Source organism: Synechococcus sp. CBW1002 (assembly GCF_015840915.1).
GTDB lineage: Bacteria > Cyanobacteriota > Cyanobacteriia > PCC-6307 > Cyanobiaceae > CBW1002.
The window spans coordinates 2,170,732-2,188,188 of sequence record NZ_CP060398.1; the positions used below are offsets into that span (position 1 = coordinate 2,170,732).

Consider the following 17,457-nt stretch of genomic DNA (forward strand, 5'->3'; position numbering starts at 1 on the left):
ATCCGGCCGGCTGAGAGCTTCAGCCATCAGCATTCCAGGGGTCTGGGTCGGGCACGATCGCCGCGCAGATCTGACGTGCCTGGTCAGCGTCCCTGCCGATCTGCGCCACCAGTTCATCCAGACCACTGAATCGGCATTGGCTGCGCAGCAGGCGCAACGGCTCCACCGTCAGAGCGAGGCCGTTGAGGTTGAGCTGGCGATCCAGCAGGTGCACCTCCACGGCGGAAGGGGCCTGGGGATCCACCGTGGGCTGGGGACCCAGGTTCATCACCGCCGCCATCGCCTCCCTGGGGGCCTCATTCACCCAGGCCCAGGCGGCATAGACCCCTTCGGCGGGCAGGAACTTGCGCCCGTCCACCTGCAGATTGGCCGTGGGCCAGCCCAGGGTCCGCCCCAGACCGCGGCCGCTGCCCACCTGGCCGCAGAAGCGGTAGGGACGATCCAGCAGACGTCGGGCTTCGTCGAGCTCTCCGGCCGCCAGAGCCCGGCGGATGCGGCTGCTGCTCACGCGCTCGCTGCCATCCCAGAGCATCGGCAGCACCGCCACCGCCACACCATGCCCGGCGGCGATCCGGGCCAGGTCCTGGGCGTCGCCGCGGCGGCCCGCCCCGAAGCGGAAGTTGTCCCCCACCGCGATCCGGCGCGCCTGCAGCTGATCGACCAGCACCTGCTCGACAAAAGCTTCAGGACTGAGGCTGGCCAGAGCGCGATCAAACGGAATCAACACCAGCTGCCTGACCGCCAGGGGCTGGAGCAGGGCGAGCTTCTCGGCGGGCAGGTCCAGCCTCAGGCGGGTGTCGCCATGGAGCACCTCCCGAGGATGGGGCCAGAAGCTCACCACCGTGGGGGTGCAGCCACTGGGGCAGTTCTGGCCTGTGATCGCCGCGATCACCCGTCGGTGGCCCTGATGCAGGCCGTCAAAGCTGCCCAGGGCGATGCTGGAAGGACGAAAGGCGTCCTGGGGGGATCGCAGAGGGATCAATGCGTCAGGCGTCCGGAACGTGGGGGCAGGGCGACAGGGCCGATTCCAGGACAGGGGCTGATCTTCCCATGGCAAGTTTGGGGAGCTTCGGTGCCGCTCCATGGCCGACCCTCTTGATCTCCAGCGCATCTCCGCGGCCCTGCGGCGGGTGGGCTGGGTGCGCTTCTGGACCCAGCTGGTGCTGGGGGTCGTGGTGGTGGGGGTGCTGCTGTTCAACAACATCGGCGGTCAGATCGCGGCCCGCGCCGACAAGGCCCTGGGCCTGGGGCCCGGCCTCTCCCTGACCACGCTGTCGTTCTTTGCATTGCTGTTCAGCCTCTGGCAAGGCTGGTTGATCGTGCGCTGCGGCCGCGCCCTGGCCAGTCCGGTGCGGCCCAGCCGCGGCGAAACCGCCCGTCTGATCAAACGCGGGCTGCTGGCCGATCTGGTCGGACTCACCCTGGCGGCGGTGGGCTATCAGGCCCTGGCGGGCAGTCTGTTCGTGCAGGCCTCGATGCAGGCGGGTTTCGCCTTCGGCGGGGTGATGAGCACCCCGAATGGGCGGATCACGAACTATCCGATCACCTCCCTGGAAATGCTCTCGGTGCTGAGCAACACCCAGGTGCTGTTCGCCCATCTGATCGGCCTGATCTTCACCCTCTGGATGCTGCAGCGCATCTCCCGCACGGCCTGAACGGCAGGTGACCCCGCACGGCGGCACGGTCTCACCAGGAGGGTTCAGTCGAGCTTGCGGCTGGGCCGCAGGCTCTCGCAGGGCGGCAGGGCTATGGCATCACCACGCCAGAACAGCTCGGGTTGCAGGGGCGTCAGCGACGCGCCCCCCTCGGCCACATGGGCCACGTCCGTCGGCCACTCGCCCGGCCCCGCCGCCGTGGCCTCCAGATCGTTGGCCACCTCACCTGCCAGCCAGTAATAGGTGCGGCCGCGGGGATCGATGCGCTTGTCGAACTGATCGGTGTAGCGGCGCACGGCGGTGCGGCACCAGCGCAGCGCTCCGATCCGCTCCGGCGGCAGCGCCGGCACATTGAGGTTGAGCAGGGATCCCTGGGGCCAGCCGTCTGCCAGCATTGCCTCGGCCACGTCCAGGGCCAGTTCGGCGGCGGGTTCGAACTGGCGCCACTGGAAATCAGCGCTGCTCACCGCCAGGGCGGGCAGGCCCTCGATCGTGCCCTCCATGGCCGCACTGACGGTGCCGGAATACAGCACATCGGTGCCGAGGTTGGGGCCGTGGTTGATGCCCGACAGCACCAGATCGGGCCACTGATCCAGCAGGCTGAACAGGGCGAGCTTGACGCAGTCGCTGGGGGTGCCGCTGCAGGCCCAGGCGGTGATCCCCTCGGCGAAGAGTTCATCGGCCCGTTCCGCCCGGATGGGGGTCTGAAGGGTGAGGCCATGGCCGGTGGCGGAGCGCTCCTGGTCCGGGCACACCACCGTGACCTGGTGCCCCCGTTGCGCCGCTGCCGCGGCGAGGGTACGGATGCCGCCGGCGAAGACCCCGTCGTCGTTGCTGATCAGGATCCGGAGCGGTGCCATCGGTGTGCTCTGGCTGCTGTGGCTGCTGGCAACCTAAACAGGGCGCCTCCTTACAGTCGGCCATCCCCATCACCCGTGCCGTGACTGCCGTGAGCGCCCCCGTCAGCCTGCAGGAGCTCGTAGGCCAGCTCGATCGGCTCGAGGCGGAGGCGGCCGACGCCATTGCCTCGGCCGCCAGCGCCGAGGCTCTCGAGGAGCTGCGGGTCGGTCTGCTGGGGAAAAAAGGACGCCTGTCAGGGGTGCTGGGGGCCATGGGCAAGCTGCCCGCTCCGGAGCGTCCGCTGGTGGGTCAGCGCGCCAACCGGCTCAAGGAGCAGGTGCAGGGCCTGATGGCCGAGCGGCTGCAGGCGGTGAAGGGGGCCGCCCTGGCCGAACGGATCGCCCAGGAGACGCTGGATGTCACCGCCCCGTGCAGCTTTGTGCCGCCGGGCCATCGCCATCCCCTGATCGCCACCGTGGAGGAGATCGTCGACCTGTTCGCCGGGCTGGGCTACCGGGTGTCGGAAGGCCCCGAAATCGAGACCGACTATTACAACTTCACCGCCCTGAACATTCCGGAGCACCACCCGGCCCGGGACATGCAGGACACCTTCTATCTGCCCGGCGACCGTCTGCTGCGCACCCACACCTCACCGGTGCAGATCCGTCACCTTGAGAACAACCCACCGCCGGTGCGGATCGTGGCCCCCGGCCGCGTCTATCGCCGCGATGCCGTGGATGCCACCCACTCGCCGGTGTTCCACCAGGTGGAGGTGCTGGCGATCGACGAGGGGCTGGATTTCAGCCACCTGCGCGGCACCGTGACCACCTTCCTGCAGCAGTTCTTCGGCGATCTGCCGGTGCGCTTCCGGGCCAGCTACTTCCCCTTCACCGAGCCCTCCGCCGAGGTGGATGTGCAATGGCGGGGCCGCTGGCTGGAAGTGATGGGGTGTGGCATGGTCGACCCTGCGGTGCTGCAGGGTCTGGGTCTCGACCCGGAGCGTTGGAGCGGTTTCGCCGCCGGCCTGGGGGTCGAGCGCTTCTGCATGGTGCGCCACGGCATCGACGACATCCGCCGACTGTTCACCAGCGACCTCCGCTTCCTTGAGCAGTTCTGAGCCGTTGCCTTGATCCGGTGCTCTGCCCTTTCTGAGGCAACAGTGGCTCGGCCGGCTGAGGGGGCGGCTGCGCCTTGTGAACGGGGCCCGTCAGCGGCCGGACGGCGCCCATAAACTCAGCTTGCCACTTGCCTGCGATCGGTGCCCCGGGTCGGACTGATCGTCAACGACGGCAAGGACCTGGCCATCACCACGGCCAACGCCATCGAAGAGCGCCTCCAGAACGGTGGCTTCGAGGTGGTGCGGGTGAGCAGTTCCGGCGGCATGGTGGGCTTCGCCAACCCCGACCAGCACCTGCGCAGCCTCGGCTATGCGGCCTGCGTTCCGCCCCTCTTCAACGCGGACATGGAGCTGGCCGTGGTGCTCGGGGGCGATGGCACCGTGCTCTCGGCGGCGCGCCAGACCGCGCCGATCGGCGTGCCGATCCTGACGATCAACACGGGACACCTCGGCTTCCTGGCCGAGGCCTACCTCAAGGACCTCGATGCCGTGATCGAGCAGGTGATCGAACGCCGCTGGACGGTGGAGGAGCGCACTCTGCTGGTGGTGAGTGTGATGCGCGGTGAGCAGCGGCGCTGGGAGGTGCTCTGCCTCAACGAGATGGCCCTGCACCGCGAACCGCTCACCAGCATGTGCCACTTCGAGATCGCGATCGGCCGCCATGCGCCGGTGGACATCGCCGCCGATGGCGTGATCCTCTCCTCACCCACCGGCTCCACGGCCTATGCGCTCAGCGCCGGTGGCCCCGTGATCACGCCGGACTGCCCGGTGCTGCAGCTGACGCCGATCGCACCCCATTCCCTGGCCTCCCGCGCCCTGGTGTTCAACGATCGGGAGCCGGTGACCGTGTTTCCAGCCACACCAGAGCGCTTGATGATGGTGGTGGACGGCAGCGCCGGCTGCTATGTGTGGCCGGAAGATCGCGTGCTGATCCGTCGCAGCGACCATCCGGTGCGCTTTGTGCGGTTGGCCGACCACGAGTTCTTCCAGGTGTTGCGCAACAAGCTGGGCTGGGGTTTACCCCACGTGGCCAAGCCGGGGTCGGCACCGGAGCAGGGACGATGAGCTCCGCCGTTCTGCTGCTGGGTCCTGAAGCGGTGGCCCTGGCGGAGCGGCTGGCGGCCTCGGGCTATCAGCCCCTCACCGCCCTGGATCACGATTCCAACGTGGACGCGGCCCTGCTCTCATCCGATCAGGCCCCCCAGATCCAGGAGCTGCGGCGCCGCTGGGGTCCGATCCCGGTGTTGCTGGATATCGCAACGGATTCGGTGGAAGGCCGTTCCCGCTGCCTCACCGCCGGCGCCGACGACTACTGGCTCTCCAGCAGTCCACCCAGTGATCTGCTCACCCGCCTGCGGCTCCATCTGCAGCTGGCCACCCGCAGCACGACGCCCTTGCCGGTGCTGCAGGTGGCCGACCTGCGGGTCAACCCCAGCGGCCGTCAGGTGAAACGCGGCAACCGGTCCGTTGCTCTGACGGCGCGGGAATACCAGCTGCTGCTGCTGCTGCTGCGCCATGCCGGGGAGGTGGTGAGCCGCGAGCAGATCCTGCGGGAGGTCTGGGACGACCAGCAGGCCACGGCCAGCAACGTGATTGAGGTATACGTGCGCTATCTGCGCCAGAAACTGGAAGAGGGTGGCGAGCGGCGCCTGATCCACACCGTGCGGGGCCGTGGCTACTGTCTCGCCGAGCGCCTGCCGACGCTGGAGGGCCGTGGATGAGCATCCACCGAGAACACTCCCTGCGTGGACTTCGCCTGATCGGAATGACGGTGTTGGTGCTGGCCGCTGGGTGTGCCCGGGCTGGCACTGATCCCCCAGCCACCACCCGCCCCCCTGCAACGGATTCCGCCCCCAAGGCTGCGCCGCAGTTTCTGCCGATCGAGGCTCGCTGGTGCCTGGAGGCCGATCGCTGCATCGACCTGGAGGTGGCTGATGCTCCCCGCGAGCAGGCCCTCGGCCTGCAGCTGCGTCCCCCCTTGCCGCCCCTGCGGGGCATGTGGTTCCCCTACGACCCCCCGGCCCTGGCCCGCTTCTGGATGCACCGCACGCCCGAACCGCTGGACATGCTCTTCGTGCGTGATGGCCAGGTGATCGCGATCGAGACCAACACGCAACCCTGCCCCCATCTTCCCTGCCGGAGCTACGGCCCCGACCAGGCGGTGGATGGGGTGATCGAGCTGGCGGCGGGCCAGGCGGAAGCCCAGGCCATTGTGATCGGGACCCGCGTCCAGCTGGAGCCCCTTCCCTCTGGACCTTCCTTGTCTCCCTAGTCGCCCTCCGTGGCAGCAATCAGGTGTCACCGGCTGCCCCAGTCCGTTTTCAGCCGGGATCGCTACTGTTCCGCTTCCGTCCCGGCTGTCCCCCGGGCCACCTGATCGCATGGAAGCCTTCCGGCTTCTGGAACTGCTCATTCTCCTGGCCGTGCTGGCCGGACTGGTTGGCTTGCTGCTGCGGCGCAACCTCTTCCTCAAGGTCCTCGCCATGGATGTGATGGGCAGTGCCGTTGTGGCGCTGTTTGTGCTGTTGGCAGCCCGCTCGGGCCTGCGCAGCCCCATCCTCGGACGAACGCCGGATGGGGCCATCCAGGCGCTGGGGGTGTCGGCCTGGGCCGATCCGATCCCGCAGGCGGTGATCCTCACGGCCATCGTGATCGGCCTGTCGATCCAGGCCCTGCTGCTGGTGGTGATCTCGCGTCTCTCCCTGCGCGATCCCTGCCTCGATCTGGCCAGCTTCGACATCAAGGAGACGCAGTGATCGCTGCCCTCTCCCCTGAAACGATCCTGACCGCATGGCTGCTGCTGCCGTTCCTGGCGGCTTTCCTGGCCGCCCTGCTGCCGGCACTGGCTCGCTGGCTGGCCCTGGGCTGTGTGCTGGCCACTGCTGCCATCGCCGCGGCGATTGGGCTTCAGGCCATGCCGGCCACGCTCCTGCTTCTTGGCCCTGAAGGGGTCGCGCTGGCGCCCGATGCCCTGGCTGTTCCCTTCCTGTTGCTCAATGCCCTGGTCTGCGGCGCGGTGCTGCTGGATGGCTGGCAACGGCCGAGCACAGGGCCGTTTCTGCTGCTGATGATGGTGCTGCAGGGCGGCCTCAATTCAGCGTTCGTCAGCGTTGATCTGATCAGCCTGTATGTCTGCCTGGAGGTGGTGGGGGTCAGTGCCTTCCTGCTCGTGCTCACGAGCCGATCGGATCGTTGCCTCTGGGTGGGGCTTCGCTATCTGCTGATCGGCAACACGGTGATGACCCTGTATCTGATCGGTGCCGCGGTGATCTATCTCCAGCAGGGCAGCTTCCGCTTCGAAGCGGTGGCCCTCACCAGCGGTGGTGGTGCCCTGGCCCTGCTGCTGGTGGGCCTGTTCACCAAATCCGGTCTGTTCCTCTCGGGCCTGTGGCTACCGCGCACCCATGCCGAGTCGCCGGCTGAGGTGTCTGCCCTGCTCTCCGGCGTGGTCGTCGCCGGCGGACTTTGCCCCCTGGTGCGTCTGATGGATGTCGTGCCATCGCTTTCGGCCGTGATGGTCCCGATCGGCCTCGCCAGTGCGGCCCTCGGCATCCTGTTCGCGCTGGTGGAGACCGATGCGAAGCGCCTGCTGGCCTGGAGCACCCTCTCCCAGGTGGGCTTTGTGGTTCTGGTGCCGGCCGCAGCTGGTCTGTATGCCCTGGCCCATGGGTTGGCCAAGGCCACTCTCTTCCTGTTGGCACGGCGTTTCCCCAGCCGCCAGCTGCTGGGTTGGGTCAGTCGGCCCCTGCCGGCTGCAGTCGCCTGGCCCCTGTGGATCGCGTCCCTCTCGATCGTGGGGGCGCCGCCCTTGCTTGGATACCTCGCCAAGCAACAGTTGGACGAGGCGATTGCCGGGCCAACGGCCCTGGTCACCACGGTGCTGATGGTGGGCACAGCAGCGGTCTATGTCCGCCTCTGGGGCACCCCCTTGTCAGCGGCTCTTCCCCATGACCCAGCCGCACCGGACGCCGCGCTGGAGCAAGCCCGATCGGGGGCCTCCTGGTCTGCCGGGGTCGTTCTGTTGCTGGCGGCCTTGCTGCTGTTGACTGTGCTTCTGCCCATCGCCGGGTGGGGTGGGTCGGCCTCCTTGGTTGGTTCGACAGCCTCGATGGCTGATCTGTCCAGCTCGATCCTCAAGGGTGCCGCCAAGACCGCCCTGGTTCTGCTGGCGGCCCTGATCGTCCACCGCACCCTGGAGCCGCTGCGCCGACTGGGCCAGCTGAGGCTGCCAGACCTGGAACGTTTCCAGGATCTTGTCGGCAGCGTCGGGATTGTCGGGGCCTCCCTGATGGTGGCGCTGCAGCCATGAGAAGACTCCTCCCTCTGTTCTTGAGCACCGGCTTCCGGCTGCTGCTCTGGTGCCTGCTCACGGCCGATCTCGGTCGTCTCAATCTGCTGATCGGTGTGGCCGTGGCCCTGGCTCTGCCGAGAGCCCGATCGAGGCCGCTGCCCCTGCGAGAGCTGGTGCGCGCCCTCTGGCTCAGTCTGGCGGCCGTCCCCCAGGCCTACGGCGAGGCCCTGAGGCTGATGGTGGCCGTCGATCTGGAGGAGCGTCTGATCCAGGAACCGGTGACGAATCGAAGCATTCCGCTGCTGATTTTCCTGGACGTGTTCCGCATCACCCTCACGCCGTTCACGATCGCCCTGGGGCTGGAGCCCGATGGCCAGCATTACCGCGTCCATGCCTTGCTTCCCCGGCGGCAGACGCTCAGGCCATCAGCCGAGGAGACGCCATGACCGTGCTGCTCTGGGGCATGGTCCTGGCCCTGCTGATTCCGATTGCCGTTGCCTGCCGCCAGCAGGACGTCTGGCACCGGCTGGCCGCCTTCGCGAGCATCGCCTCGAAGGTGGCCCTGATCATCCTCGTTGTCTCGGTGGTGAGGAGCGACTGGATGCTCGGCCTGGTGGGGGTGATCGTGCTGAGCGCCGGCAATGCGGGCATGCTGCTGCTCGCCAATCTGCTGCGGGAGGAGCGGTGATGGGCCTGGCTGCCATCAGCGAAACCGCCAGCCTGCTGCTGCTCGGCACCGGCCTGGTGTTCTGGTTCTGGGGAACCTGGCCCCTGCTGGAGACCTCCAGCTATGCCCGTAAGCTGCATGCCCTTTCGGTGGCCGACACCCTCGGCTCGGCCCTGATGCTTCTGGGTCTGCTGCTGCGCATTCCGCGGCAGTGGCCGCTGCTCACCCTGGGGCTGCTGGCACTGATGCTGTGGAACACGATTTTCGGCTATGTGCTGGCGACCTGTTCCCAATCGCGCAGAAGGCCCACGGGCTTCTCCCGCAACCCGCAGGGGGAGCCGCGATGAACCAGGTCTTCACCCTGGCCAGCGATCTCGATCTGTTGCTGCCGATCACGGCCCTGCTGCCACTCACCGCCATCCTGCTGGTGAGCCAGTCCAACCCCTACCAGACCCTCGTGTTGCGCGGAATCCTGGGATCGGTGGCCACCCTGCTCTATGCCTTGCTCGGCGCTCCCGATGTCGCCCTGACTGAGGCACTGGTGGGCACCTTGCTCTCGACAACGCTCTACGCCGTGGCCCTGCGTTCCTCGATGGCGCTGCTGCTGTCCGTGCCCGAGGGCGAGCCCCTGCAGGAGGAGCGGATCCAGCTGTTGCGCACCTGGCTGGAGCCTCTGCACCTTCGTCTTCGCCTGCTCTCCAGGTCTGAGGCCAGCGCCAGCGGACCCATGCCCTGCCACGGCCGCATCGAGCAGGGGCAACGGCTGGTACTCGGCAACCCCCAGCTGGCGGCGAAGTTGCGGGCTCTCGAGGGCTTCCAGCGCTGGCAGGACGACGGCGGTGAGCTGGTGCTGGAGCCGCGGCCATGACCTGGCTCTACCTGCTGGCGGCGATCGCGCTCTGCCTGGCGCCCCTGAGCTCGCCCCTGCCCGTGGCCGAGCCGCTGACTTCCCTGCTGGCTGGCATCACCTCCCAGACCGGCGTTCCCAACCTTGTGTCGGGCGTGATTCTCCACACCCGGCTCTACGACACGGTCGCCGAAGTGGTGGTGTTCACCCTGGCCTCGCTCGGCGTTCGCTTTGTTCTTGCCGGCGAAGTCGCCGCAGCACGGGTCCGCTCCCTCGACGACCCCCCATCGGTGACGCTCTGCCGCCTGGGAGCGACGATCTCAGCCCTGATCGGGGTGGAACTCGCCCTGCGGGGCCATCTTTCCCCAGGAGGAGGCTTCGCCGCCGGGGTCGCCGGTGGCACCGCGATCGGATTGCTGCTGATCAGTGGATCCGCCGCCGCCTTCGACCGTCTTTACAAGCGCTACCGGGCCGATCTCTGGGAAAAGGCCGCCGTGATCGCCTTCGTGCTGTTGGCGTTCCTCGCCCTGGATGGCCTGGCGCCGCCGCAGGGGGCTTTCGGCAGCCTCGCCAGCGGTGGCTGGATTCCCCTGCTCAATATTCTGGTCGCCCTCAAGGTGACGCTGGGCTCCTGGGCGATGGTGCAGCTCTTCGTTCGTTACCGCGGTTTGCTCTGAAGGGCGGGCTTGACTCCGGTCAGCACCAGCACTGGATTGAGCGGCGCCAGGCGGGTGCCCTCGGCCAGGGGAGCGCCGCGCCAGGCCTGATGCTGGCTGACGCTGAGGCAGAAACCGGCCTGCTCCAGCCGGGGCCGCAGGTCCGCCAGGGCTTCCAGGGTCGCCAGGGGAAGCACCACTCTGCCGCCGGGCCGCAGGCGCCCCATCACAGCCTCGAGGATCGGACCGCGATCTCGGCCGCCGCCGCCGATCAGCACCCGATCGGGATCGGGCAGCTGTTCCAGCACCGCCGGCGCTCGGCCTTCGAGGATGGCGGCCGGTCGGACGCCCAGCCGTGCCGCGTTGGCTTCGATCAAGGCGCTGGATCCACTGCGGCTCTCCACGGCCCAGAGCTGCAGAGCCGGCCGCAGCCGCAGCGCCTCCAGTCCGATCGTGCCCACCCCCGCCCCCAGGTCCCAGAGCACACCGCTGGTCGGCAACTCCAGATCGGCCAGCAGCTGGATGCGCACCTCCCGTTTGGTCATCAGACCCGGCCGGTCGTCGTGCTGCAGCCAGAGCCCATCGGCCAGCCCGAACAGGGGCAACGCCAGCGGATCCGGCGGCGGCGGCGCCTCCGCGAGCAGCACCACCAGGTGCAGCGGATCGAGATCCTCCGGCAGGGCCGCGGCAGGCGCCAGCCGCTGCACCCGCTCGGCTGGATGCCCGAGCCGCTCGCAGACCCACAGGCCGTAGGCCGCCTCCAGGCCCGAGGCCCGCAGCAGGCTGCGCACCTCAGCAGCTCCACCGCGGCCCGGATCGGTCAGCACCGCCAGGGCGGCAGGACGCTTCTGCAGCGCCGCCGCCAGCGGCGCCGGATCACGGCCATGCAGGCTGATCCAGCTGGCGTCCTGCCAGGGGCGGCCGAGGCGGGCGAAGGCCAGCTGCAGGGAGCTGGGGGCGGGATGGAAGCGCAACTGCTCCGGGCTGAAGTGCTGCAGCAGGATCCGGCCGATGCCGAACCAGAGCGGATCGCCGCTGGCCAGGAGCACCACGCGGCAGTTCTGGGCCAAGGCCTCTTGCAGCCGGGGGATCAGTTCGGCGGGTCTGTCGCTGGCGATCAGGAGAGGCCCAGAACCTGGTCCGGATGCGTCCGAAGCGCCTGAACCCGTGATGGCTGACTTGGCGGAGAACAGTCCTGCAGCCTCCGTCAGGGTCTCAGTGGTCTGCGGGCCCTGGATCTTCGACCAGAGCTCCAGCTCGTCGAGCAGGCGAGCCGGGGCGGCCACCAGCGCAGCCTTGCGCACCAACTGCTGTGCCGCCGCCGGCAGGCTGGCCATGCCGCCGGCACCGGTGCCCACCACATCCAGCCAGGATTGTTCGCTCAGGGCTTGCCACGGCCAGTGCTGGCCATGATGCTCAACTCCGTTCCCTCGGGAGTCCGTCGGCCACTCCGCCATGCATGACCGCCGCCAGCGCATCCACGATCTGGTGCTCGCCCTGCTGGCCCAGCAGGGCGACCTGGAGCTGCTTTCCGGCGACGGTGCCGGCCTGCCCGATGGCGATGCCGGCACCTGGATCGAGCGCAACCGCCGGGTGGTGCTGCGTTATCAGGCCCTGGTGCGCTCCGCCGTCACCCTCGATGCCCTGGTGGATCAGGAGGTGAATGGGGGCTTCCCGGCGCCGAAGCCCCAGGAGTGGCAGCCGTGATCGAACGGGACAACCCAGCTCTGACAAGCTGGGGGCATCCATAGAACCTGCATGGCGCGTTTTGGCCTGTCCGCCCTGACATCGCTGCTGCGGGACGCCGGATCCCGTCCGGTTGAAGGGTCCCGCCGCAGCGCCGGCACGGCCTGGAAGCCTCCGGTGGCCAGCTGGTCGCGACCCTTTGGTCTGGGTTGGGACGCGCCCTACACCGTGCGCTACGCCAGCAACCTCGACGACGGCCCCAACCACGGCATGCCCCTGGGGGGCTTCGGCGCCGGCTGCATCGGCCGAGGCCCCGATGGCAGCGTCAACCTCTGGCACCTGGACGGCGGCGAGCACTGGTTCGGCACCCTGCCGGACTGCCAGTTCGCCCTGTTCGAGAGCGATGGCAGCAGCAGCCGCGCCCATGCCCTGGCCGTGAAGCCGCCGCTGGACGCCTCCCGGCCCGAGGCGGGCGAGCCCCTGACCAGCTGGAGCTGGTACCCCGCCAGCACCGCCGAGACCACCACCGGCACCTACGCCGCCCGCTATCCCCTCAGCGCCACCCACTACAGCGGTGTGTTCGCCGCCGAGCTCAGCTGCGAGGCCTTCAGTCCGATCCTGCCGGGCGACTACCAGCGCAGCAGCTATCCGGTGGCGGTGTTCGTGTGGACGCTGCACAACCCCAGCGACCGCCCCCTGGACCTGTCGTTGCTGCTGAGCTGGCGCAACACCGTGGGCTGGTTCCGCAATACCGATCCCTCCGCCTCGGTGCACTTCCGCGACGACGGCAGCCCCGAGCACAACTACGTGCCCGCCATCGGCCACAGCCGCGGCCAGCGTAACCGCTGGATCGATCAGCCGGGCCTGCAGGGGATCCTGCTGGAGGGCGAGCGCAGCGAGCCGATCGCCGAAGGGGAAGGGCAGTGGTGCCTGGCGGTGCCCGATGCCGCAGCCCTGGAGGCAGCCGGCGTGCCGGGGGCCCGCATTCAGCGCTGCAGCCGCTGGAACCCGGCTGGCAGTGGCGCCGAACTCTGGGAACCCTTCGCCCGCGACGGCTCCATCCCCGATGGCGACAACGATCGCCGCAGTGCGGAGAACGATCCCGCCAGTGCCGCCCTGGCGGTGCAGCTGCGCCTGGAGCCCGGCGCCACGGTCGAGATCCCAGTGGTGATCAGCTGGGACCTGCCGGTCACGGCCTTCGCCAGCGGCACGACCGCCCTGCGTCGCTACACCGATGTCTTCGGTGCGGTGGGAGACAATGCCGCCGCCATCGCCGCCGAAGCCCTGCGGGACTGGCGCGGCTGGCTGGAGCGGATCGACGCCTGGCAGCAGCCCGTGCTGGAGCGCACCGACCTGCCGGAGCCGCTGCGCATGGCCCTGTTCAACGAGCTCTATGACCTGGCCAGCGGCGGCAGCCTCTGGACCGCTGCCAGTCCCGCCGATCCGGTGGGCCGCTTCGGGGTGCTGGAGTGCCTCGACTACGCCTGGTACGAGAGCCTTGATGTGCGGCTCTACGGCTCCTTCGCTCTGCTGCAGCTCTGGCCGGAGCTGGACAAGAGCGTGCTGCGCAGCTTCGCCCGCGCCATCCCCGCCGCCGACCCCACACCGCGGCCGATCGGCTGGTATTTCACCCAGGGGCGGGGCCGCGTCGAGGCCGCCCGCAAGGTGGCTGGTGCCACACCCCACGACCTCGGGGCCCCCAACGAGCGGCCCTGGGATGCCACCAACTACACCGCTTATCAAGACTGCAATCTCTGGAAGGATCTGGCCAGCGACTTCGTGCTGCAGGTCTGGCGCACGTTCCGGCTCGCACCGACCGGAGAAGACCTGCGCTTCCTGGCGGAGTGCTGGCCGGCCGCCGTGGACGCGCTGCGCTACCTCAAGACCTTTGACGCCAACGACGACGGCCTGCCCGACAACGGCGGCGCCCCGGACCAGACCTTCGACGACTGGCCGCTGCAGGGCGTGAGCGCCTATTGCGGTGCGCTCTGGATCGCGGCCCTGGAGGCGGCCCTGGCGATGGGCCAGCGCCTCCAGCTGGAGCTGGGCCTTGATACCTCAGAGGAGCAACGGCAGTTCAGCGGCTGGCTGGAGCAGTCACGCGCCAATTTCGACCGGTTGCTCTGGAACGGCGAGTACTACGCCATAGATGCCTGTAGCGGCACCCCCGTGGTGATGGCCGACCAGCTCTGCGGCGATTTCTACGCCCGCCTGCTCGGTCTGCCCGCCGTGGTGGCCGACGATCGGGCCCATTCCGCCCTCAACGCCGTCAAGGAAGCCTGTTTCGAGGGGTTCAGGGGTGGCAGCCTCGGTGTGGCCAATGGCCTGCGTCGCGACGGCACGCCCCTCGATCCCAACGGCACCCACCCGCTGGAGGTGTGGACTGGCATCAACTTCGGCCTGGCCGCCTACTACCGGCTGATGGGCGACAGCAGCACCGCCTTCGCGATCACCGGCGCCGTGGTGCAGCAGGTCTATGGGGGCGGCCTGCAGTTCCGCACCCCCGAGGCGATCACGGCGGTGAACACCTTCCGCGCCTGCCACTACCTGCGGGCCATGGCGATCTGGGCCCTGTGGGCCACCCATACGGACTGGCAGGCGATTCCCGGCGCGGAACAGCCGGCCCCCTGGCCGTTGCACAGGGAGCAGCCAGCTTGAACGTGCCTCCCCTGAAGCGGCGCTGGGCCCACCCACTCCAGCCTGGCCTGGCCCTGATCCTGGGTCTGCTCTGCTGGCTGGGCTGGCCAGCGCTGGCGATGGCCCAGCTGCATGCCCATCCGGATCAGAACAGCATCCCGGTAGTCCGCAGCCTCGAGAGCCTGCGGGACCTCGACGGTCAGAGCTGGCAGGTGGTGGCCTACCGCCAGGGTCCGGTCGGCGGCCCCTTGATCCTGCGCCTGGTGGGCTACCCCGGCAAGGTGAGGCTCGACCACCCCACCAACCTGCAGGTGGTCAGCGGCCGCCTCAGCTGGCAACTGGCCGATGTGACCCTGGCCAGCACCGCCCTGGCCGGCGATGGTCGGGCCGCGGCCGCTGAGTTTGATCTGGCGCCCTTGCTGGCCGATCTGCAGCAGAACCGGCCGCTGCGGCTGCAGCTGAGGGGAGTGTTCACCGACCTGCCGGTGCCCCCTTACGTGGTGGCGGAGTGGCGCAGCCTCAACGACGCCGCGGAGCCAGTGTGAGCCTGCCGACCTCGCCTCTGCCGAGCCCACGGGCGGGCATCGGTTACTGCTCGTCCTCCAGCCAGTGGCACGGCTGGATGGAACGGGCCCTGCAGCTCGCCGCCCTCGGAGCCGGCCGGACCAGTCCCAATCCGATGGTGGGGGCCCTGGTACTGGATCGAAGCGGCCAGCTCGTGGGCGAAGGCTTCCATGCCGCGGCCGGCGAACCCCATGCCGAAGTGGGCGCGCTGGTGCAGGCCGGTGAGCGGGCCCGCGGCGGCACCCTGATCGTGACCCTGGAGCCGTGCTGCCATCAGGGCCGCACGCCCCCCTGCAGCCAGGCGGTGATCCGCGCGGGCCTGGCGCGGGTGGTGGTGGCCATGGCCGATCCCGATCCCCGGGTGGCCGGCCGTGGCATTGCCCAGCTGCGCTCGGCGGGCCTGGAGGTGATCGTGGGCGTGGCGGAAGCTGCAGCCCTACGCCTCAACCGCGCCTTTCTGCATCGGGTCCAGACCGGTCGCCCCCTGGCCATCCTCAAGTGGGCCATGGGCGTGGATGGCCGCACGGCGCTCCCGAATGGCGCCAGCCAGTGGATCAGCGGCAGTGCGTCACGGGACTGGGTGCACCACTTACGGGCCAGCTGCGATGCGGTGATCGTCGGCGGCGGCACGGTCCGAGCCGATGACCCGCTGCTCACCAGCCGGGGGCGACGCTCGCCGGAGCCGCTGCGGGTGGTGCTGAGCCGCAGCCTGGCCCTGCCGGAGCAGGCCCGTCTCTGGGACCAGGCTGACGCCGCAACCCTGGTGGCCCACGGGTACGAAGCCCAGCCGCGGCGGCGCTTCCAGCTGGATCGACGCGGTGTGGAACGGCTGGTGCTGAGCCGTTGCGAACCCACGGAGCTGCTCGAGGCCCTGGCCCGGCGCGGCTGCAACCAGGTGCTGTGGGAATGCGGCCCTGCTCTGGCGGCGGCGGCCCTGCGGGTCGGGGCCGTGCAGGAGATCGTGGCCGTGATCGCACCAAAACCAATGGGTGGTCTGGCCGCCTTCACACCCCTGGATGATCTCGGCTTCACGGCCATGGACCAGGTGGCCGCATGGACTGCAAGACCGCCATCCGTGTTGGATGGCGACCTGCTCTGGCGCCTGGAGGCCCCTGCCTCGTGATCATCCTGCCCTTTGACCTTGGTCTTCTGTTGAGCGGCCTGCTGCTGGCCGTGGTCGTCTGGATCGGGATGGACCAACTGGCCCGGCTGGCACGGCCGAGCGGTCTGGCGCGGCGCCTGCTGCTGCGGGCGCGCCTCAGTGTCAGCCTCACGATCGGGCTGGGCACCCTGATCTGGTGGGGGTTCGAGCGCCTGGGCTGGGATCTGAGCCGCAACGGCAGCGAGGTGCGGCAGGTGGTGCTGATCCTCGGACTGGTCTGGACAGTGCTGCGCTGCAAAAGCGCCCTGCTGGCCCATGCCGGAGAAAACCTGGAGTGGTTGCAGCAACGCAGCCAGGCAGACCGCAACTTTCTTCAGGACCTGCTCAACAAGCTGATCACGGGAACGTTGCTGCTGCTGGCGACACTCGAGGTGCTGCGCCTGATGGGGGTGTCGCCCACGCTCTTGCTCACCGCCAGTGGCTTCGGTGCGGCCGCCCTCGGGTTTGGCGCCCGCACCCTGGTGGAAAACCTGCTGGGCGGGGTGATGCTGTATGTGAACCGCCCCTTTGTGATCGGCGACTTCATCCAGGTGCCGAGCCAGTCCCTGCAGGGGACGGTGAAGGTGATCGGGCTGTATTACACCCAATTGATCACACCGGATCAGCAGCCTCTCTATCTGCCCAATGCCACCTTCGCCAGCTCGGCGATCCTCAACGGTGCGCGCCGCGATCACCGTCAGGTGCTGGTGACGTTCGGCATCCGCTACGACGATCAGCCCCTGCTGGAGCCGATCCTTTCCGCCTTGCGCGAGGAACTGACCCAATGCCCGGGGGTGGAGCCATCCCTGCCCAGGCGGGTGCATTTTGTGGGATACGGGGAATCCAGCCTCGATCTCCGTCTGGAGTGCTTCGGGGGCGGCAGCTCCGATGCCTATTACGAGCTGCAGCAGGAGATCCTTCAGCGGATCGGCCGGGTCGTGGCCAGCCAGGGCGCCGCGATGCCCTTCCCGACCAGGCTGGTGCTCCAGACCAAGCCTCAGAACGAGGATCCGCAGGAGAGCTCAGCGGGGGCCGAAGGGTAAGGGGCTACCAGGCTCGCGGCGGCGGATCAGTCGATGGAGTGGCTGTGCTGGACCAGATCAGCTGGGAATGAAGTGACGCAGGCGGCAGGCCTCGCTGGCTGTGCGGTGCTGCAGTTCCTCATCGCTGAGCTCACTCTCCTGACGCTGCTGGGCCGCGATCACGTCGCTCTCGCTGAGCTGGTAGCCCTGTTCCGCCGCCAGGGCCAGAAAAGCGGCCAACTCCAGGGGCTGATTCAGCCGCTGCTGCAGGTCGGCATCGGCGCGGGCGAGAAAGGCATCGAGTTGATCAAGGCTCATGAATCAGGTCCGATGG

The 17,457-nt window shown here is 68.8% G+C and carries 20 protein-coding genes and 1 pseudogene; 17 read left to right on the plus strand and 4 right to left on the minus strand.

Features of this window, described 5'->3' with window-relative positions; all coding sequences use genetic code 11:
- Positions 1 to 61: 61 nt before the first annotated feature.
- Positions 62 to 982: pseudogene (locus H8F24_RS10520) on the minus strand (bifunctional riboflavin kinase/FAD synthetase); the annotation flags it as partial.
- 100 nt (positions 983 to 1,082) lie between these two features.
- Here H8F24_RS10520 and H8F24_RS10525 point away from each other — a divergent pair.
- Positions 1,083 to 1,655 (plus strand): DUF3611 family protein, encoded by a 573-nt coding sequence (locus tag H8F24_RS10525; RefSeq protein ID WP_197153846.1) that lies wholly within the window; start codon positions 1,083 to 1,085, stop codon positions 1,653 to 1,655.
- 44 nt (positions 1,656 to 1,699) lie between these two features.
- On the opposite strand, the gene surE is transcribed toward H8F24_RS10525, so the two are convergent.
- Entirely contained in the window at positions 1,700 to 2,515 is an 816-nt protein-coding gene (gene surE / locus H8F24_RS10530) for a 5'/3'-nucleotidase SurE (RefSeq protein ID WP_197169653.1), read from the minus strand.
- An 89-nt stretch (positions 2,516 to 2,604) separates the two neighbouring features.
- On the opposite strand from surE, the gene pheS reads away from it, so the two are divergent.
- The 11 genes from pheS to H8F24_RS10585 all read left to right on the plus strand — a co-directional run bounded on the left by pheS (position 2,605) and on the right by H8F24_RS10585 (position 10,094).
- Positions 2,605 to 3,612, plus strand: a complete 1,008-nt coding sequence (gene pheS, locus H8F24_RS10535) for a phenylalanine--tRNA ligase subunit alpha (RefSeq protein ID WP_197153848.1) — start codon at positions 2,605 to 2,607, stop codon at positions 3,610 to 3,612.
- A 141-nt stretch (positions 3,613 to 3,753) separates the two neighbouring features.
- Complete coding sequence (locus tag H8F24_RS10540; RefSeq protein ID WP_197169654.1) at positions 3,754 to 4,677, plus strand: NAD(+) kinase; 924 nt, start codon at positions 3,754 to 3,756, stop codon at positions 4,675 to 4,677.
- The gene (locus tag H8F24_RS10545; RefSeq protein WP_197169655.1) at positions 4,674 to 5,333 is read left to right on the plus strand and encodes a response regulator transcription factor; all 660 of its coding nucleotides are present in this window, start codon (positions 4,674 to 4,676) and stop codon (positions 5,331 to 5,333) included. The genes H8F24_RS10540 and H8F24_RS10545 overlap by 4 nt, the downstream gene beginning before the upstream one ends.
- Positions 5,334 to 5,377: 44 nt before the next feature.
- Positions 5,378 to 5,884 (plus strand): DUF192 domain-containing protein, encoded by a 507-nt coding sequence (locus H8F24_RS10550; protein ID WP_197169656.1) that lies wholly within the window; start codon positions 5,378 to 5,380, stop codon positions 5,882 to 5,884.
- Positions 5,885 to 5,993: 109 nt separating this feature from the next.
- Entirely contained in the window at positions 5,994 to 6,368 is a 375-nt protein-coding gene (locus tag H8F24_RS10555; protein ID WP_197169657.1) for a cation:proton antiporter subunit C, read from the plus strand.
- Entirely contained in the window at positions 6,365 to 7,921 is a 1,557-nt protein-coding gene (locus H8F24_RS10560) for a proton-conducting transporter membrane subunit (protein WP_231597745.1), read from the plus strand. Before H8F24_RS10555 ends, H8F24_RS10560 begins: the two co-directional genes overlap by 4 nt.
- Positions 7,922 to 7,941: 20 nt before the next feature.
- Positions 7,942 to 8,349 (plus strand): Na+/H+ antiporter subunit E, encoded by a 408-nt coding sequence (locus H8F24_RS10565; RefSeq protein WP_231597746.1) that lies wholly within the window; start codon positions 7,942 to 7,944, stop codon positions 8,347 to 8,349.
- Positions 8,346 to 8,591 (plus strand): hypothetical protein, encoded by a 246-nt coding sequence (locus H8F24_RS10570; protein WP_197153853.1) that lies wholly within the window; start codon positions 8,346 to 8,348, stop codon positions 8,589 to 8,591. The genes H8F24_RS10565 and H8F24_RS10570 overlap by 4 nt, the downstream gene beginning before the upstream one ends.
- Positions 8,591 to 8,917, plus strand: coding sequence for a monovalent cation/H(+) antiporter subunit G (locus H8F24_RS10575; RefSeq protein WP_197153854.1), 327 nt, complete (start codon positions 8,591 to 8,593; stop codon positions 8,915 to 8,917). The genes H8F24_RS10570 and H8F24_RS10575 overlap by 1 nt, the downstream gene beginning before the upstream one ends.
- Positions 8,914 to 9,438 carry a hydrogenase subunit MbhD domain-containing protein gene (locus tag H8F24_RS10580; RefSeq protein ID WP_197169658.1) on the plus strand — a complete coding sequence of 175 codons (525 nt, stop codon included), beginning with the start codon at positions 8,914 to 8,916 and terminating at the stop codon, positions 9,436 to 9,438. The genes H8F24_RS10575 and H8F24_RS10580 overlap by 4 nt, the downstream gene beginning before the upstream one ends.
- Positions 9,435 to 10,094: a Na(+)/H(+) antiporter subunit B gene (locus H8F24_RS10585; RefSeq protein WP_197169659.1), complete on the plus strand. Its 660-nt coding sequence runs from the start codon at positions 9,435 to 9,437 to the stop codon at positions 10,092 to 10,094. The genes H8F24_RS10580 and H8F24_RS10585 overlap by 4 nt, the downstream gene beginning before the upstream one ends.
- Here H8F24_RS10585 and cbiE read toward each other — a convergent pair.
- On the minus strand, positions 10,076 to 11,410 hold the full coding sequence (gene cbiE, locus H8F24_RS10590) for a precorrin-6y C5,15-methyltransferase (decarboxylating) subunit CbiE (protein ID WP_231598270.1): 1,335 nt from the start codon (positions 11,408 to 11,410) through the stop codon (positions 10,076 to 10,078). The two genes, H8F24_RS10585 and cbiE, sit on opposite strands and share 19 nt — an antisense overlap.
- 118 nt (positions 11,411 to 11,528) lie before the next feature.
- On the opposite strand from cbiE, the gene H8F24_RS10595 reads away from it, so the two are divergent.
- From H8F24_RS10595 to H8F24_RS10615, 5 genes are all read left to right on the plus strand, one after another.
- Positions 11,529 to 11,780 (plus strand): hypothetical protein, encoded by a 252-nt coding sequence (locus tag H8F24_RS10595; RefSeq protein ID WP_197153858.1) that lies wholly within the window; start codon positions 11,529 to 11,531, stop codon positions 11,778 to 11,780.
- A 51-nt stretch (positions 11,781 to 11,831) separates the two neighbouring features.
- Positions 11,832 to 14,417 (plus strand): GH116 family glycosyl hydrolase, encoded by a 2,586-nt coding sequence (locus H8F24_RS10600; protein ID WP_197169661.1) that lies wholly within the window; start codon positions 11,832 to 11,834, stop codon positions 14,415 to 14,417.
- Positions 14,414 to 14,941 carry a DUF3122 domain-containing protein gene (locus tag H8F24_RS10605; RefSeq protein ID WP_370594611.1) on the plus strand — a complete coding sequence of 176 codons (528 nt, stop codon included), beginning with the start codon at positions 14,414 to 14,416 and terminating at the stop codon, positions 14,939 to 14,941. Before H8F24_RS10600 ends, H8F24_RS10605 begins: the two co-directional genes overlap by 4 nt.
- 77 nt (positions 14,942 to 15,018) lie before the next feature.
- Positions 15,019 to 16,083 (plus strand): bifunctional diaminohydroxyphosphoribosylaminopyrimidine deaminase/5-amino-6-(5-phosphoribosylamino)uracil reductase RibD, encoded by a 1,065-nt coding sequence (gene ribD, locus H8F24_RS10610; protein ID WP_197159123.1) that lies wholly within the window; start codon positions 15,019 to 15,021, stop codon positions 16,081 to 16,083.
- A complete protein-coding gene (locus H8F24_RS10615; protein WP_231597747.1) occupies positions 16,080 to 17,144 on the plus strand; it encodes a mechanosensitive ion channel family protein in 1,065 nt (354 codons plus the stop codon). Before ribD ends, H8F24_RS10615 begins: the two co-directional genes overlap by 4 nt.
- Positions 17,145 to 17,201: 57 nt before the next feature.
- Here the strand turns inward: H8F24_RS10615 and H8F24_RS10620 are convergent, their stop codons facing one another.
- Entirely contained in the window at positions 17,202 to 17,441 is a 240-nt protein-coding gene (locus H8F24_RS10620) for a Nif11-like leader peptide family RiPP precursor (RefSeq protein WP_197169663.1), read from the minus strand.
- Between the last annotated feature and the right edge of the window lie 16 nt (positions 17,442 to 17,457).

Bases quoted from the DNA above. Each gene is read 5' to 3' on its own strand.
- H8F24_RS10525 (WP_197153846.1), top strand. From the start codon at position 1,083: ATGGCCGACCCTCTTGATCTCCAGCGCATCTCCGCGGCCCTGCGGCGG.
- surE (WP_197169653.1), bottom strand. From the start codon at position 2,515: ATGGCACCGCTCCGGATCCTGATCAGCAACGACGACGGGGTCTTCGCC.
- H8F24_RS10545 (WP_197169655.1), top strand. From the start codon at position 4,674: ATGAGCTCCGCCGTTCTGCTGCTGGGTCCTGAAGCGGTGGCCCTGGCG.
- H8F24_RS10550 (WP_197169656.1), top strand. From the start codon at position 5,378: ATGACGGTGTTGGTGCTGGCCGCTGGGTGTGCCCGGGCTGGCACTGAT.
- H8F24_RS10555 (WP_197169657.1), top strand. From the start codon at position 5,994: ATGGAAGCCTTCCGGCTTCTGGAACTGCTCATTCTCCTGGCCGTGCTG.
- H8F24_RS10570 (WP_197153853.1), top strand. From the start codon at position 8,346: ATGACCGTGCTGCTCTGGGGCATGGTCCTGGCCCTGCTGATTCCGATT.
- H8F24_RS10575 (WP_197153854.1), top strand. From the start codon at position 8,591: ATGGGCCTGGCTGCCATCAGCGAAACCGCCAGCCTGCTGCTGCTCGGC.
- H8F24_RS10580 (WP_197169658.1), top strand. From the start codon at position 8,914: ATGAACCAGGTCTTCACCCTGGCCAGCGATCTCGATCTGTTGCTGCCG.
- H8F24_RS10585 (WP_197169659.1), top strand. From the start codon at position 9,435: ATGACCTGGCTCTACCTGCTGGCGGCGATCGCGCTCTGCCTGGCGCCC.
- cbiE (WP_231598270.1), bottom strand. From the start codon at position 11,410: ATGGCCAGCCTGCCGGCGGCGGCACAGCAGTTGGTGCGCAAGGCTGCG.
- H8F24_RS10595 (WP_197153858.1), top strand. From the start codon at position 11,529: ATGCATGACCGCCGCCAGCGCATCCACGATCTGGTGCTCGCCCTGCTG.
- H8F24_RS10600 (WP_197169661.1), top strand. From the start codon at position 11,832: ATGGCGCGTTTTGGCCTGTCCGCCCTGACATCGCTGCTGCGGGACGCC.
- ribD (WP_197159123.1), top strand. From the start codon at position 15,019: ATGGAACGGGCCCTGCAGCTCGCCGCCCTCGGAGCCGGCCGGACCAGT.
- H8F24_RS10620 (WP_197169663.1), bottom strand. From the start codon at position 17,441: ATGAGCCTTGATCAACTCGATGCCTTTCTCGCCCGCGCCGATGCCGAC.